The organism is Pseudomonadales bacterium (assembly GCA_041395945.1).
GTDB lineage: Bacteria > Pseudomonadota > Gammaproteobacteria > Pseudomonadales > Azotimanducaceae > SZUA-309.
In genome coordinates this window covers 3,422,307-3,438,864 of sequence record JAWKZN010000001.1, presented here as the reverse complement: position 1 = coordinate 3,438,864, position 16,558 = coordinate 3,422,307, and the positions used below count along the sequence as shown (strand labels likewise).

Here is a 16,558-nt window from a genome sequence, read left to right as displayed (position 1 = left end):
TCAACGGATTCTCCGGGCACGGATGCTGCGGCCCTTGACCTTGCCGTCTGCCAGATAGGCAAGTGCCGCTCTGACGACGCTGCGGTCCAGTGCGACAAAGCTGCGCATGTCGAAGATATCAATTCTGCCAACGCAGGCGCCGTCGATCTGCGCATCACCGGTCAGCGCGCCGAGCAGATCCCCCGGGCGCAGTTTCTGCTTGCGGCCTGCATTCAGCTCGATAGTGGCCATGCGGCCGCTCAGGGTGAAATCGGGACTGCGATCCAGAGACTCGACGACGTCGCAGATACAGGACTCAGACAGGTATTCCTCGATGGCATTCAGGCGAACCTGCTCCGCGTCTGTGTAGATTGACAGTGCCATGCCGCGTTCGCCGGCACGACCGGTGCGGCCGATGCGATGGACGTAAATTTCCGGATCCCGGGGCAGCTCATAGTTGATGACGACCTGCAGCGATTTGATGTCCAGGCCGCGTGCGGCAACATCGGTGGCCACCAGCACCGGGCAGCTGTTATTGGCGAACTGCACCAGCACCTGATCGCGTTCGCGCTGATCCAGATCGCCGTGTATGGCCAGCGATTCAATGCGATGTTCGGCGAGAAACCGGGCGGTTTTGTCGCATTGAACACGGGTCTGACAGAACACCAGCGCCGATTCAGGTTGGTAGTGCTCAAACAGCGCCAGCAGTGCGTCGTCGCGCTCGTGTTTCTTTACCTGATAGAAAATCTGCTCGATCACGCCGGGCTTGTGCATCGATTCGACAGTCACGGTCACCGGATCGCGCTGAATGCTGCGACTGATCCCGGCTATGGCATCGGGGTAGGTTGCAGAGAACAGCAGCGTCTGTCGCTGTCTGGGTGTCTGCGCGATGATCTGCAGCATGGCGTCGGAAAAGCCCATGTCGAGCATCCGGTCGGCTTCGTCGAGCACCAGTGTCTGCAGGCCGGTGAGGCTGAGTGTGCCCCTGTGCAGATGATCGAGCACTCTGCCGGGTGTGCCGACCACGATGTGCGCACCGTGCTCGAGACTGCCTTTCTGCGGCCCGAACGGTTTGCCGCCAACTAAGGACACCAGTTTGATATTGGGGATGGCCTGAGCCAGTCGGCGCAGCTCCTTGCCCACCTGGTCAGCCAGTTCCCGAGTCGGGCACAGCACCAGTGCCTGCGCGCCGAAGAAGGCGGGGTTGATCTGTTCCAGCAGTCCGATACCGAAGGCGGCCGTCTTGCCGCTGCCGGTTTTGGCCCGGGCGATCAGATCTCTGCCCGCCATGATCAGGGGCAGACTGCGTGCCTGAATCGGGGTCATGGCGGCATAACCCAGGGATTCCAGGTTTTTCAGCATGGCACTGGAGAGTTTCAGCGTTGCGAAACTCGTGGCGGTATCTTTTTTCACAATTCCTGCGGGTCAGATGCTGGCAGCTCTCCCGGACTCCGGGTGATCGGTTCGATACCAGTCATTCTGTAAATCCCCCTGGTGTCCTGCGCAGCAGTATGTCAGGTGCGCATTCGGATAAGTAAATTCCGGTGATCGAATCAGTACCCGGCGCGGGCACGCAGTCGTGGCATAATCCGGCCCGATCGCGCCATCGCGCTGGCCGTCTCAAGGAGCCGCCATCCTACAAACGCTCGCAGAGCACTTCGGTCATCTGTTCGGCCCGCTGCGGCTCTTCACCAGCTACCTGTTCCTCGCCGGTTTTGCCGGCGCGACTGCGGTGGTGTTGACCTTCTGGCTGCTGCCCAGGTTCTGGCATCTGCTGCCACGGGATCAGGGACGCGCCCATGCGATAGACGCGGACAAGAGCATCGGCAAGCCCATGTCAGCGGGCGTCATTTTCGTCCCGATATTTGCCGTGATCGCGCTGCTGGTGATGCCCCTGGAGTGGCCGTATCTGGCGGTGATCGGTTGCATCGTCTTCGCCATGTGGATCGGGTTTCTCGACGACAGAACCCGCGGCGGCTGGAGCGAGTACACCCTGGGTGCCTGCGATCTGCTCGTGAGCATCATCGCTGCGAGTGCCGTGTGTCGCTTTGCGGGGTCCGAGGTATGGCTGCCGTTCCTCAAGACGCCGCTGCTGATCGAGCCGTGGCTGTTCATCAGCGCGGGCGCGGTGCTGATCTGGGTGACCATCAATTCGACCAATGCCACCGATGGGGTCGATGGCCTCTCGGGCAGCCTTTCGGCGATGGCGCTGACCTTTCTCGGCGCCTTCCTGTATGGCGTGGTGGGCCATGTCGATGTATCGAAGTACCTGCTCGTGCCCCACTATCTGAACGGACCGGATTGGGCACTGCTCGCCTTTGCGATGGTCGGCTGTCTGGCGAGCTATCTCTGGTACAACTGCAATCCAAGCATGGTGCTGATGGGCGATGCCGGGTCACGGCCGATCGGACTGATGACCGGTGTGCTGGTGCTCGCCTCCGGTAATCCGTTCCTGGTGTTTGTGGTGGCGACCGTGGTGCTGGTCAATGGCGGCACGGGTCTGCTCAAGGTCGCGCTGCTGCGCTTCTTCCGGATTCCGATATTCCGGAATGTCCGCTATCCGTTGCACGATCATGTGCGCAAGAACCTGGGCTGGACCAACACACAGGTCCTTGTGCGTTTCATGCTGCTGCAGGCGGTGGGGACCCCGCTGCTTCTGGTGTTGATGCTGAAGCTGCGCTGAGCCGCGTTCTGCCGGTCTCCACAGTGCGAGGAAGCTCGTCAGCACACCCGCAAAGCCCTGCAGCGGCTGCTGATCGGGGGAATCGGCCTCTCCGCAGGCCGCCGGCACGCACCAGACTGTTTGATCACCCGCTGGCCGATGGTATGGTCCGGAGGCTTAAGGGATGCCGCCGGCGTGCCGCTTCCGGGTTGGCGACGGTATCCGGGTTTGGCCTGTCCTGCGCCGACGCCTGCTGCGTTGAGCCTGGCGGGCTGTGGATGGATTTTCAAGAGTACAGAGAGCGGAGAAAATCATGAGTGGAACGAAGGAAACAGGTCCGGGTAGTGTGAGGTACACACTTGCCGCGATCCTCGGTGCGGCAGGTCTTGCGCTGCTGAGTGTGTCGGCCCTGGGCGGTGTGCACCCCTACGAGAAGTGGGCCTCTCAGCTCGGCATAGACATGAATGTGTCCTACGACGGTACGCGCGTCATGGAAGTGAAGGACGCTCAGATAGAAGCGATCGAACGTCGTGCGCCGGGGAAGATGTACACGGAACTACAGATGAGCGGCATGTCGAGCGCCGTGATCCTGCGCGAAGATCTCGGCAAGAGTTTCATTCTCCTCCCGTCCATGGGCTACTACCGTGAGGATACGCTGGAAGGTGGGCTCATGCAGACCTCCAACGGGCTCGAGTTCAGCCGCATCGAACGCACTGGCCGGGAGGCGATCAATGGTCACGATGCCACCAAGTACAAGACCCAGTTCAAGGACAAGGACGGTAAGGGCGCCGGATTCATCTGGGTGACGGATACGGGTGTGCCCATCAAGATGGACATGATCTATTCGAGCAAAGGCAGCAAAGGTCAGCGGATATCGATGGAGTTCACTGAGCTCAATCTGCGGCCTCAGGATCCCGGGTATTTCGAGTTGCCCCCCAATCTCAAGCCGATGGATATGGGCAGCATGGCGGGGCTCAGCGGGCTGTTCGGTCAGGGTGCGGCTGGCTCGGCGCCTGCTGTCGCGTCGACTGCAGGCACCGCGCCGGCCCAGGGTGGGACGAGCGATCTGGCCACCCGCCAGCAGGAATGCCTGCGCGAGGCCCAGGAGGCAGCCCAGGGGCAGCAGCAGACCAAGCGCGGTCTGGGCCGCATGTTCAGTGCTGCATCCCGCGTGGCGCGACGCTTCGGTGGCCCGGAACTGGGTCAGGCGGCGGCGGACATTTATGAGGCTGATGCGACAGTCTCCGACGTGTCTGCTGCAGCGAAGGATCTCGGTATCAGCGAAGATGCGGTGGAGCGCTGCAAGAACCCCTGAGTTTGTGCGGCTGCCGCAGGCGACCAGCGCCCGCGGACTGGGAAGTCAGCAGAGGAGGCGGAAGTGAATAGATATTCAGCAGTGGTGGCGATCCTGCTGGCTGTGGTGCTTGGCCTATCGGTCCCGGCAAATGCAGCTCAGTGGTCGCCTGAGCCGGGGACATCGGTTCGCAACGACTTCGGTCCGAAGGTCGGCAATCGCGCCAATCAGTGCCGGGGCGCCTGCGGTGCCGGCTGTCCGGACAGCTGTACGAAGTCGGTCAGCTATGAATGTGCCGGGCCCGCGCGGCTGCAACGGGTGGTGACCTACGAGTGTGGAACGCACAACGGCTGCCGCGTGCACGACCAGTGTCTGGACAACTGTCTGCTCGATGGTGCCCGGGGTGGTGACTGCCAGGCGCAGTGCGATGCCGATATCATCGATCAGTTCGGTCTCGATGCAGGCTCCTGGCTCGTCGGCAAGGGGCCTTATGATGGCTATATCACTTACGAATACACCCGCGACGACGCCGGCGCGCAGGAACCCGCTTTCCGGTGTCCGGACGGTGCAAGTCGTCAGTGCGGGGGTGATTCAGTGTGCGTTGCGGCAAATGGCGGTTCGGTCGAGCCGGTGTTCGATTCCTATCCGGGTGTCACTGTGGATGCGATGCGCATATCCGAATTTCGTGCCGGGCCGCTCTGCGGTGAGAGCGTGTGTGAGCAGTCGGCGGACATCCGTGTCGGCGGTCAGGATGTCTGCGGCGGCAACCGGTGTACGAGATTCGGCATGGAATTCGACTACCGCAACGCCGATCCGAGCAAGCCACTCGAGTGTTCCGTCTCGACCAGTGGTGGAGAGGAAGACTTTATCGGCAGCCTGCTCAAGCTAGGCGCCGACGCCCACCAGACCCGGACCCAGGAAGAAAGTAAACCCGCCGGTCAGGAAGATGGCATGGCGCAACTGCTGGGCATGTTCTCAAAAGTCATCGCCAGCGCCGATTCCCCTGAAGATCTCCAGATCAGCATGGCGCCGCTGGATGAGAACGGAAAGCCGATCGAATCCCAGCGGGTGGGCAGCGCTGCAGCCAGTGCTGACCCGCCGATACCGCGCAGCGTCGACCTGCCGTCGGCGAGCGGCCACCTGTTTGTGCCCATGTACCAGGTCGCCGATCAGTCTGTTTCCGGCGACGGCAAGGAACGGCTCGTCCGCTGCACACACAATGGCGCGCCGGTGCTGGAGACCACCTTCAGGCTGCGCGCCTATTGATGCTCTGACGGCCACCCGCTGCTGATCAGGAAATTGCGTTACTCGCAGAGAGCAAATTCTTCTTCACACAGCAGACTGCACAGCTCGTCTGCGAACGGCTGCATCTCACACTCGCAGGTGCAATCGTGAATAACCTGCCCGGAACCGCTGGAACCCGCCGATCCATCTCCCGAGCTCGAGGATCCGGTCCCGGGTGTGGGCCGGCGTCTGACTCCGAGCGTGTTGGCGATATCCTCGGCCATTTCCTCCTGGGTGTCCGGAATGTAGGTCTGCACCCGTTCGTCCACCTGCCAGGGAGCGACCGAGTTGAAGGTGCCGTGGACGGTGTCGCGCCGCACGTAAATGGCTGGCGCGTCACTGCCCGAAGGCACGAACTCTGCCAGCGGTGCGGTGAAGCTGCCACGCAGATTGAACGGCGTGTATTCAAGGATGGTGACCTGGCCGGTGAGCGGTGGCCATCCGGATGCATCCGGCGGCCCGATCGCCCGAAAGGTGCGGTCACCCGACATGTCGACGTGAATGGATGCGTTGTCGAAGGAACCACTGAAGCCGTAGTCGATCAGCGGAATGGCGATGGACACGTTGCTGCCGTCGATCTGGTCCAGTTGCGCCACAAGCTCCTGCATCACCGGTTGTGAGTCCCACAGGCTGGTGGCCGACATGGCCTGCAGGCCGCCGAAGACCTGGGCGGCGATGCCGCCTGCGGCAGTGGTCTGGCCGGGCGCAGCATAGGTGCCCGGCACTACCGACAGCAGGATCTCCAGGCGCGGACCACAGGCCTGGTAACGGAAGGGTTCTGTGCAGGGCGGTATCTGCGTCTTTCGCGAAACGCTCGTGGAGCCATGGGTGTGCGCGTTCAGAGAGCGTTTGTCGGCATCCATCTGCTCGGCAACCATCTTCGCCGTGTCTGCGCGCTGCTGTCGCACCGATTTATTGCGCTTGTCGTAGGTTGGCGGTTTGGGGGCCGGCGCTACCGGAGCGACCGGCAGCGTCGCATCGTTACGAGTCGATACCGTATTCATCGGCAGCGAAACGCTCAGATCGAACTGTCTGGCCCTGCTGCTCGACGGCGTCGTGGCAAAGTTGGTGACGACATATAGCGTCCGCTCGCTGCCGTCCTGGGGGTAGTCGCGCCAGCTGCTGACATACGCCGAACCAGGCCCCCCGAGTTGCCCGATCGGAACCGCACGGCTGAGCAGTGCCGTTCCCGCGCGGCCGATGGAAATGTCTTCGAGCAGTTGCCGATCGGTGCTGATGGCCTGGAATGAGATCTGTACCAGCCCGGGCCAGTTGGTCGGATTCACCCACACACAGCGCCCGGCCAGCGGCTCGATCTCGAGGCTGACCAGATCGCTGGGACGGTCATTGCTCAGCGTAACCTCGCGGCAGTCATCGAAAGCCATCTGCACCCATTCATCCACATTGTCTTCCGCCGGCTCGCCCTGGAACCGGCTCAGCGGCGGAACCTGGTGGGCGAACTGATTGGCGAACAGCCCGAAGAGATCGCGGAGACGGTAGGTCAGGCGGTTACGCAAGCCGCGGTCCAGCCAGTCGACTTCGTTGCCCGGGCTTACCTGATTCGGCATCGATGTATGCAGGATGCCGGTATCCCTGCCGTCGCTGCTGTTGGTCAAGATGCGCCAGCCGACGCCGGAGGCATCTGCGATATAGCGCCAGAACGAGCTGGTCTGGTAGCCGGCCAGCACCGTTGCATTCTGCGTGTTGGGTACCGGCACTTCTTCCGAACGGGTGAGCGGTATGCTGTAGGGGCGGGTGCCGTACCGTTTGGATACGGCATTGTCGTCGCTGGCAAAGATGAACCGGCCGGACCAGATCTCTTCCATGATGTCGAAGCTGATGGCATCCGCCAGGCCTTCACCGAGCCATTTGCCGCGCTGACAGCTGCTCGGACCACCCAGTGCCGTGCGTTCCGAGATGGCGTGCATCATCTCGTGGGCAATCGTCTGGTAACCGTTCGCGTTCAACCGTCCGTTGGCGTCGGTCGTTCTGTCCAGATTCAGATAGAAGAACTGATTGCGATTGTAGTTGCCGCAGATGGAGGTGTAGGCGCCGGACTTGTCACAGAAACTGTACGGAGAGGAAGCGACCGCAGCGTTCTCACCGAAAACGGCGCCCAGCAGGCCCTGCAGAAGACCCTGGGCAACCCATCGCTCACTGCACGCGTAGACCTGAAAGGCTGGCCCTTCCGGTGTATCGACGACAGGAAACAGCACTGGCTCGGGAAAATTACGCGACTCGTACCACTGTGCTGCGTCGCTCAGCGCTGCGGCGATCTCGTCGAGGGTGTGCTGGGGGATAGAGTCGTCGCGATTGTTTGCTTCTTCCGCAAAGATATCAACGCTCGGGCCGAGCAGCTCAGGATTTACCAGCGGTGGCCCCGGCGACACGGAAAAGCGTGTGGTCTGCCAGGAAGCAGCAAAAGCCACCTGGGAGAACGCCAGTACGGCGATGATCAGGCTACTGCGCCACATCATGGCGCATGCCGGATGGGCGACGGCCAGTTGCTGTCACGGAGGGTTTGCTGCATGTCCTCACTCGATGCTGAACCGGCGCTGCGCACAAAGGCTGCTCGTGCCCGACCGGTGATGGATGCCCCGGCCCCGAATGTAGCCGCTGACTGTTGCAGAAGTCCAGCCAGAATAGACCGGCGAGCAGCTACCGCCGCTGATACAGATCCGTGATGGGTGCCTGGATGGTGATGCGGCGGATGTAGGTCCAGTGCATGGCAACACCGATGAGGACCAGCACGTGAAAAATCTCATGGGGACCGACAATGCCTGAAGCGAGGGTTGGTACTCGCGCATACTCGAGCGCTGCACCCAGTGTGTAGGCCAGGGCACCGCCGATCAGCGGGAACAGCGGTCTGAGGCCGACCACCCGATACAGACCGATGGCGGAGATCAGACCCGCCCAGCCAAGACTCAGATACAGTGCCAGGCCGAGCCGCTCAGGCATGGTAGTGAAGTACAGCGATTTCACGACGATTCCGGTGATCGCCGCACCCCAGACGAGGGCGAGAATGCCCCAGCGCATGAAGCCTCTGAACTGGATGATGTGGATCGGTGTGTAGCTGGCTGCGATGAGGAAGAAGATGCCGGCGTGATCGAGAATCACCAGAACCTCCCGTGCCGCAGTACCTCTGGCGGTGAGGTGAAACACGCCGCTGAGAGAGAGCGCGGAAACCACGCCGCTGAGATATGTAGCAATCGCGGCGACCCGCAGGCTGCTACCCCTGGCGCGCAGCAGCAGCCCGACACCCAGCACAGCGAATACTGCGGCGCCGCCGAGGTGCAGAATCGAGCTGATGGGGTCGGCGATGCCCAGGTATGGCGTGGGATCGACGGAGGACGAATCGAGCATGAAGCGATCTCAACCTGGTGCCGTGGCACTGTACGGCCCTGGCCAGCCAGTGAAAGGCCGGAACAACGCTGGAAGTTAGGGATCAGTACCCTTCTGTCCAGTCAGTGTATCCCATGCCCTTGCCGGGGGTGGCGGCCGGGGCTGCCGGAAACCGGGTTGCGTAGACTCGATTGATGACGTGGGGCATCCAGGTGTCGTCGCCGACCGCCGGAAAATCGGCCTGCTCGTGGAGCCAGCGGAAAGCGCGCAGCAGTGCCTGGTCGCCCCAGTTCCACACGTCATACCCCTGCTTCTCGAGAAGGAGTGCTTGAGTAACAGCACCCTGCAGCGCCTCATACACGTAGTTTTCGCGCGGCGGGGGCCAGCGGAATCTGCCGCCGCGGCGCTGATCATCCGGTAGTACTCCATCGATGGAAAAACCACCGCGCACTGCACCGGCAGGGTTGATGCCGTAGTTGCGAAATCCCGCTGGTTGCCACCAGGTCGCACCGAACTCGAATCCCCGCCAGGCATCGGCCTCACCGAGCCAGCCTCGAAAAACATTGGCGCTGCGTTTGACCTCGTCCTGGTCATCGAGATACAGGGCGATACCAAGACGGGTGGCACCTGCATGCGTGCCCCAGTTGTTCGGTCGATCCTCGTGGGTGGATCGCAGCGTGCGACCGGAAAACTCCCTGTTCTGAATCTGCGTTAGCCAGAGGCGAAAAGTGAGATCATCCTCTGCATCGAGCCCCACAATGTCGGCGGCGAGCACATAGGCTATGAGTTCCCTGCCCACTGCGAGCGCCCGGGCCCTGCGTTCAGTACCCTGTATGCGTCGGCAGAAATCCCGTACCTGCCGTTTCATGCCTTCATCGCCAGTTCTGGTCGCATAGAGTGCCATTGCCAGTACCGTAACGTTGTCCGGATTGTCCTGATCGGCAAGGGAAAGAGAGGTAACCGGTTCGCGCGCACGGCGCGCCAGGGCGTCCCAGGCCGGCCCCTGGGTCGGGAGCTGGTCGATCTGTGCCCTGGTGAGCCAGATTCCAGCCTCCGCCGGGAGCGGCTGAGCGAGCAGAGCAAAGCACAAGGGCGCGACGAAGCGGATCCAGGCTACATTCTGAATGCAGCGGCACGTCATCTGCAGATCCCGATATCGCACCAGCTTCACCCGCGCGCCAGTATTCGGCTCAGCAGTGGAAGTCTCAACAGTTCCGGAAATGTCCTGGTGATATCCAGGCTGCGTGCACAAACCTTGAGGAGACCCAGGCAAACCAGGATCACCACCAGCATCTGTATCAGCAGCGCAGGCTGCCAGAACCAGCCGACCACTGTTACCGCCAGGGATGCAAGAAAGATCTGCAACCACATCAGCCGAATGGTTGTCGGTGTTTCGCTCATGTGCGGAGACTTCACCAGTGCAATCTGCCGGATCAGGACCCCTGCCATTCTGGCACTGGTAACCGCGATCGCTGCACCGAGTGCACCGAACAGCGGACACAGCAGGACCGCCAGCAGGACCGAAGACACTATCATCAGCAGGTTCGACCACACCAGTGGCCGGGTGGTGTGCAGAACCTGGAGGGACTCGGCACTGAATGCCGTCACCACTGAGGCATAGCTGCCCAGGGAAAGCACCGCAAGAACAATCGCAGAGTCGGCATACTCCTGGCCAAACAGCAGCGTGACCAGATTCGGTGCAATACAGAAGGTCAGTGCGAAAATCGGAAAGCTGAACACCGCTACCCATGCAACTGATTCCCAGTGGTGCTGACTCATCGCAGCGAAATCCCTGCGTGCAAACAGTCGCGCAGCACTGGGGAGAAAGAGTATTCCGAAGCTCTGAACGATCAGCAGGTTCAGCACCGCCGCAGGTGCGACCGCGCGCATCGAGGCAACTTCAATTTCACCACCTGTGTACATCAGCAGAACTGTCGTAACACCCGTCATGGTGATCACGACCAGGTCAGAACTGATCAGCGGTAACGAGTAACGTAACAGCGGCGACCAGGGTATTCGAAAACTGTGAAGATGGCCGGGGAGCATGCCCTGATTGAAAAGCTCCTTCAGCACGAGATGCGCGCAGATCAGCACACCGAAAACACCACCCGCCAGATAGGCGGCCGCCAGAACGTCCGGCCGGCCATCCACGAGGAAGGCGGCGCCCACCGCGAGAAGCCGCAACATCGGGCCGAGCAGATGTTTGCGGATCAGTATCTGCCAGGGTTTGGCGAAACAGGCGAGCGTCTGTACGCAGAGCTGATCGAGTGCCTGTACGGGTGCGAGCAGTGACAGCATCAACACTACAGATCCGCCAGTTCCGTCCGGAAAGCCCTCCAGTCCCTGTGCGGATATCCACCAGATCAGACCGAACCCGCCCGCTCCAAGGACGAGGATGGTTGTCGCGACAAGAACCAGCGTACCCAGCAGTTCATCGAATTCGCGACGCTCAAAGTAGTAGGGTACGAAGCGATTCGCCCCCTGACCAAGGCCCAGCTTGACCAGCACTTCTCCTGCGGCAACCAGCGCCAGCCCGTATGCGAATGCGCCGAAGTCGTCCTTGGTCAGCATCCGGATGATGGCCACCTGGACACCGAAATTGATGAACTTTGATATCAGGCGTCCGGCCAGCAGCAGACTTGATCCTCGAAGCTGCCGATCAATGTCTTTGCGGTCGATACCCGATACGCCTTGTGTGGTCATTGTCCGGCTCGAACTCGCTGGGCGGTCTGGGCGAGCATGCGGGCCAGCAACCGGAGGAGTACGGGTGCGCGTTCCGCCGTTGACACCACCACACACAGGCCCAGCAGCAGCCAGAAGTAGCGGATGTAGGCTGAGTGAAGAAACAGACTCGTACCCAGATAGATGATCAGTCCCAGTTCCATGCCGCAGACCATGCCCCAGAGAGTGGGGTCTCGACCTTCCAGACGTTTTCTGGCGTGCTCAAGCCCGGCAAAGGCGAAGACAATGATCGCTGTGAACACAGCCAGTCCAATGATGCCGGTTTCAGCGGCGAGCTGAAGATAGAGGTTGTGCGATTGTCGGGTACCCGCACGGACGTTGCCGCCGACTACGGGCGCGTACTCCGGATAGTGCATCTGCGCCATGCCCATACCCGCTCCGAGGAGCGGGTGATCGGCGAATACCAGCACGGTTGCCTTCATCTCGGTCAGACGGCCTCGCGCGGCCCCGTCCGCATTCCGCGTTCCTCCCGGGGAGACGCCCAGGGTCTGGACTGCCACCTCGCCGATACTCCAGACCCTTTCCGCATAGTGGGGCAGCATTGCGAGCAGTGTGATGCCGGCCGCCAGGCCTATCGCGATATGTCGCAGCTTCAGAATTCTGAAGAAGAGGGCAAAAGGTACAGCGAGAATCATCGCGACAATCACTCCCCGGGAAAAAGCGAGAGCCATTCCGCCGCTGATGAGCAGTGTTGCGATTATGTAGGCGTAGCGGAGGAGCCCGCCGCGAACCACAGCCATAGCGGCTGATACGGGTATCAGCACCGCCATGACCTGAGCAAACCGATTGGTTTCTCCGATTGGCCCGGCCAGGCGACGCTGTGTCTGCCCCTCGTCATCGACCATTGGCGAATCGAGCTGACCGAAGCCCATGAGGTTGTGATCTGTAGCACCCAGTGCCTGCTGCAGCAGCACGATAGCTCCCATGATCGCACCCGCCGCGATGACCGCATTGACCGCAGCGATGGCGTCTGCACGGGTTCGAAAAATATTGACGATGAGCAGTGTCAGCAGTACCCCTTCCAGTCCCCATTCGATCACTACACGCAGCGACTCTTCCGGGTAGATGGCCAGAAAGGCCCCTGTGGCCTGGATGCAGAGCAGTACCGCGGCGGCGATGATCAAGGCCGGGAACCGCAAGGGCTGACTCTGCAGGACGATGCGTTCGAACATGGGGATCAATAACAGCAGCGGAATCGCCGCGCCCGCCACGAACGGAATGCCATACTCCCTGACAGCCACCGCCGGCACGTTCAGATAGATCACGAACAGGATAAAGGCAGCGAAAGCGCTCACGGACGGGCCTTCGGAGAATTCGATCCAGCGCCGGAATTGCCGCGCGGCAGGTGCCATTGTGAGATGCGATGGCCTCGCAGCAGGTTGTACAACGCAAGGATGCAGGCGGAGTTGACGAGGAGGACATAGCCTGGGATCGAGAACAGTTTCAAGCGTCTCAATCCGGGTACCATGAGTGCGCTTAGACCGAGAGCAACGCAGATCAGTATCGCGAGTGCGATGAGCATCGACGTGCCGCCCTGCTGGATGGCCCAGGGGGTGGAGAGAATGAGGAGCACCGCAGGAATCCACACGAGACGCCGCCACAGTTTATGCACCAGCAGCTGCAGCGCATAGCTGCCAGTGCGGCGGGGATTCAGAAGGCCTCTTCGATAGTAGATGCCGCGCAGGCCACGGGTGATCACGCGGACCTTACGATCAAACTCGAGTCCCGAAGACGCAGCGACCGGCTCGAAGGCCTGGGCTCCTTCAGCGAAAGCGAGCCGATACCCCGCTGCGATGACTCCGGTGGAGATCATGAAGTCGTCCGTGGCGTCGGCGGGGGCCGGTTTGAACAACGGTCGACGGATACAATAAATGGCGCCTGTAGCGGAGGTGGCACTACCCGCCAGTGACTGCCAGCGTTTCAATGCGCGGTCGAAACTCCAGTAACTGCGCTCGCCACTCAGATCCTCCGATGCCCTGTGCGCATTGGCTTTCTGATAGCGCTGATCTCCGGCGACGCCGCCAACCCGTGGATCGTTCAGAGGTGCCACCAGTGCCCGCAGCGAGTCGGGCGTCCACTCACTGTTGGCGTCTGAAAAGGCGACAACTGGAGCACTTCCGGCAGCCACCGCAGCATTCAGGCTGGCTGCTTTTCCCGCTCTGGGCAACTCGAGAATTCTGATTCGCGGGTCGTCAATGGCTTTCGCGGCGGCCACCGTATTGTCGGTTGATCCGTCTGAAGCCAGCCAGATAGTCAGATTCTCAGACGGATAATCGAGTGCCAGTGCATTTTTCAGCTTCCGCCCTATGGACCCGGCTTCATTGTAGGCGCAGATGATGAGATCGACTTGCGGAGTAATCGGCGCGCTCAGCAGCGGCATCGGATACAGCCTGGCACGAAGCCAGAGCAGCAGCGGATAAACCACGAAGGGCACGCCGATCATCAGCAGCAACAGGAGCATTATTCCGGGCATGTGACACATCGATCACGGATGAGCCGCCGCAGCGTGGTGACGCTCACCTGCAGCGAAAAATTTTCCCGCACATTGGCAGCGGCCGCCTCGCCCAGTCGCTTTCGGGTCGATGGATCCCGTGCAAGAATTTCCAGCACTCGGGCAATGTCTTCGCTGTCGCCCGGTTCTGTCAGCATCCCGGTCTGGTTGTCCAGCACCAGCTCGGGAATGCCGGACAGGCGGCTGGCAACAAGCGGCAGGCCGCAGGCAGCGGCCTCTATGAGCGCCACCGGGATACCTTCTCTGCGGCCATCCGAGGTGGGCACGCTCGGTGCACAGGCCAGATTCATTCCGGCCAGCAGACGGCGGACCTGTTCGCGATCGCAGGCGCCATGGAAGGTGACCCGGTCTGGGATGCCGAGTTTTCCCACCAGTGCGATCAGTTGCTCCCGGTCCGGACCATCACCGATCAGGTGGCAATGCCATTGCACGCCCCGAGTGGTCAGTTTCGCGCAGGCCTCGAGCAGGTACCTTTGACCTTTCACCTCATGCAAGGTACCGATACAGACGATCTCCAGGGCGGCCGAGTGGACTGGTTGTATTTTGAAACTGTCGGCATCCACGCCGCAGTGAACAACCCTGATCTTGCTTTCCTGCTGCGAGCCCAGCCGGTCGAGGATAAAGCGGCGGTTGTAGTCGGATATGGTGACCACGAAACTGGCTTCCCGGACCTTTTGACCGAGCATGGCCTGTTCACGATGCAGGTCCGATCCATGCGCGGTGAAACTCCAGGTCAGCCCGGTGAGTCTGCCGATTACCAGGGCTGCTGCTGCGGGATGACTGGCGAAGTGGGCATGAATATGGGAGACCCCAGCGATCTCCATTCGTTTTGCCATGGTGCAGGCCTTTGGAAAAATGACCAGGCTGCCGGCCAGAAAGCGCACACTCCTGCAATTCTCCCGGATCAGGGTGGCGAGCGCCTGCAGCAGTTTCCGGGGACTGCGAACAAGCCAGTAGATCAAGTCCCGAAGAATTTCCAGATTCAACAACGGCAGAAAGTGCGCTCGAGCAACAAGGGGAAGGGCATCGGGATGAATCACCTGCGCCCGTTCTCGCCACAGAGGAAACACTTCAACCGCAACACCCTGACGCTGCATCTCGAGCATCTCGTCGAGCACAAATGTTTCGGTCAGCTTCGGAAAGCGCGACATCATGTAGGCGATTTTTGTGTCCCTGCCTCGTGCCTCCAGGGTCATTGCGAGGGGAGCTGTCCGCCGTGATGCCTGCCACCTGCCGTTCCGTCCAGGTGAGGACTGAGTCGGGAACTGGCCTGCTGCGTATGAAGGTCTACCTCGGTCATCTCAATCAATCCGGAAGCGGTTAACTCCTGGTCGGGAAAACTGGCGCTGGTGATCAGAATTGTATCGAGGTGCACGGCGCTTGCCGCCTGCAGGATACGGTCTCTGAGTGCATGGCAGTCGTCAGAGGCAAGTTCGGGAGCAATCACCAGCACTCTGTCTCTGACGACAAATGTCTGAACATATATGTGCACAACGGATGCCACTGCAGTCTCAAGAGCGCTCAGGGACCTTTCCGGATGTCCGCAGGTCACCGCAAGTAGAGTCAATGGTCTTTCGTAACGACGCGCGCGCCCTATCTCCCGCGCCATCGTGCGTTGGAAATCTTCTTCTGCGAACTGGGTATCCGAAACTGGCCGATCGATCGTTCCTTCCCTGCCGGATATGGGAACCGGGGCCAGCAGCATTCCGAACAGAAAAATGATCGGCGGAATCACGATTTCAGTCCAGTGGATGTCGCCAGCCAGAATGATGGTCGTCAGCATCGCAAACAGCACAGCGGCGGTCAGGTGTCTCGCACCGACCGCAGGCACCAGCTTCCGCAGGAGCGGTCCGACCGCTGCCAGCCAGCCGAGCAGCCCGTAAGGTCCCAGTGGAAAGGCAGTAAAAACCGCGGAAGACAGGGTAATCCATGCCAGCCAGACAATGAGTCTTTCAGGGATATGAACCATCGCCGCAGCCTCAGTAGGCGCCCTGTCTGCGCAATACCGCGGGGATAGTCCGCAGAAAGATCCAGAGATCGAGGCGGAGACTGCGATTGCGCAGGTAAGCGATGTCGAGCCGTACCCGCTCATCGAAATCGAGATCGCCCCGTTTCACCACCTGCCACAGTCCAGTGAGCCCGGGCTTTGCCTCGAGCCGCTCGGTATGCCACAGCCTGTAGGTGTCTGTGCCGAAAGATGTCGGCCGGGGCCCGACCAGACTCATGTCTCCGCGCAGCACGTTCCAGAGCTGAGGCAACTCATCCAGGCTGGTCTGGCGCAGGATACGGCCGACGCGGGTAATTCTCGGATCATTCAGCAGTTTGAAATCAGGACCGGTTGCGTTGTTCTGCGCTTTGAGGTGATCCTTCAGCGCGCTCGCGTTTGGCACCATGGAGCGGAATTTGAGCATGGAAAACTCTCGACCGTCCGCACCGGTGCGTGTCTGTCTGAACAGGATTGGACCGGGCCCGGACAGGCGTATGGCGAGAGCGCAGACAGCCAGCAGCGGCAGGGTCAGAGCAGCGGTGGCAAACACCACGACCAGGTCGAAGATGCGCTTCTGTTCGTGATAGACGCTGGGCATTGTGGAGGGCTGGTGCAGGCGCAGGGGCTTCGGGATCGGATGGGACATGAAACTACCTGTACTGCTGCAGACCGGGATGCCGTACCCGTTGAATCCGGGTGGACGAAGGAGCATAACAACCAAACCGAGTTCACAGACAGCCCCAGATACAAGCCGCT

13 protein-coding genes are annotated in these 16,558 nt (G+C 61.0%); 3 read left to right on the top strand and 10 right to left on the bottom strand.

Annotation, left to right across the window (positions count from 1 at the left end; all coding sequences use genetic code 11):
• Positions 1-1,392 (bottom strand): ATP-dependent RNA helicase DbpA, encoded by a 1,392-nt coding sequence (gene dbpA, locus R3E82_15810; protein ID MEZ5552350.1) that lies wholly within the window; start codon positions 1,390-1,392, stop codon positions 1-3.
• A gap of 319 nt (positions 1,393-1,711) precedes the next feature.
• On the opposite strand from dbpA, the gene R3E82_15805 reads away from it, so the two are divergent.
• From R3E82_15805 to R3E82_15795, 3 genes are all read left to right on the top strand, one after another.
• Positions 1,712-2,662 carry a hypothetical protein gene (locus R3E82_15805; GenBank protein MEZ5552349.1) on the top strand — a complete coding sequence of 317 codons (951 nt, stop codon included), beginning with the start codon at positions 1,712-1,714 and terminating at the stop codon, positions 2,660-2,662.
• Positions 2,663-2,954: 292 nt separating this feature from the next.
• Positions 2,955-3,956 (top strand): hypothetical protein, encoded by a 1,002-nt coding sequence (locus R3E82_15800; protein ID MEZ5552348.1) that lies wholly within the window; start codon positions 2,955-2,957, stop codon positions 3,954-3,956.
• A 63-nt stretch (positions 3,957-4,019) separates the two neighbouring features.
• Entirely contained in the window at positions 4,020-5,201 is a 1,182-nt protein-coding gene (locus R3E82_15795) for a hypothetical protein (GenBank protein MEZ5552347.1), read from the top strand.
• A 38-nt stretch (positions 5,202-5,239) separates the two neighbouring features.
• Here R3E82_15795 and R3E82_15790 read toward each other — a convergent pair whose 3' ends face one another.
• The 9 genes from R3E82_15790 to R3E82_15750 all read right to left on the bottom strand — a co-directional run bounded on the left by R3E82_15790 (position 5,240) and on the right by R3E82_15750 (position 16,448).
• Positions 5,240-7,696: a hypothetical protein gene (locus tag R3E82_15790; GenBank protein MEZ5552346.1), complete on the bottom strand. Its 2,457-nt coding sequence runs from the start codon at positions 7,694-7,696 to the stop codon at positions 5,240-5,242.
• A gap of 181 nt (positions 7,697-7,877) precedes the next feature.
• Positions 7,878-8,582: a hemolysin III family protein gene (locus R3E82_15785; protein ID MEZ5552345.1), complete on the bottom strand. Its 705-nt coding sequence runs from the start codon at positions 8,580-8,582 to the stop codon at positions 7,878-7,880.
• Positions 8,583-8,664: 82 nt separating this feature from the next.
• A complete protein-coding gene (locus tag R3E82_15780; GenBank protein ID MEZ5552344.1) occupies positions 8,665-9,732 on the bottom strand; it encodes an alginate lyase family protein in 1,068 nt (355 codons plus the stop codon).
• On the bottom strand, positions 9,729-11,264 hold the full coding sequence (locus tag R3E82_15775) for a polysaccharide biosynthesis C-terminal domain-containing protein (protein ID MEZ5552343.1): 1,536 nt from the start codon (positions 11,262-11,264) through the stop codon (positions 9,729-9,731). Before R3E82_15775 ends, R3E82_15780 begins: the two co-directional genes overlap by 4 nt.
• Positions 11,261-12,598 (bottom strand): O-antigen ligase family protein, encoded by a 1,338-nt coding sequence (locus R3E82_15770; GenBank protein MEZ5552342.1) that lies wholly within the window; start codon positions 12,596-12,598, stop codon positions 11,261-11,263. The genes R3E82_15775 and R3E82_15770 overlap by 4 nt, the downstream gene beginning before the upstream one ends.
• On the bottom strand, positions 12,595-13,776 hold the full coding sequence (locus R3E82_15765; protein MEZ5552341.1) for a glycosyltransferase: 1,182 nt from the start codon (positions 13,774-13,776) through the stop codon (positions 12,595-12,597). Before R3E82_15765 ends, R3E82_15770 begins: the two co-directional genes overlap by 4 nt.
• Positions 13,764-15,011, bottom strand: coding sequence for a glycosyltransferase family 4 protein (locus tag R3E82_15760; protein MEZ5552340.1), 1,248 nt, complete (start codon positions 15,009-15,011; stop codon positions 13,764-13,766). Before R3E82_15760 ends, R3E82_15765 begins: the two co-directional genes overlap by 13 nt.
• Complete coding sequence (locus R3E82_15755; protein ID MEZ5552339.1) at positions 15,008-15,784, bottom strand: hypothetical protein; 777 nt, start codon at positions 15,782-15,784, stop codon at positions 15,008-15,010. Before R3E82_15755 ends, R3E82_15760 begins: the two co-directional genes overlap by 4 nt.
• 10 nt (positions 15,785-15,794) lie before the next feature.
• A complete protein-coding gene (locus R3E82_15750; GenBank protein ID MEZ5552338.1) occupies positions 15,795-16,448 on the bottom strand; it encodes a sugar transferase in 654 nt (217 codons plus the stop codon).
• Between the last annotated feature and the right edge of the window lie 110 nt (positions 16,449-16,558).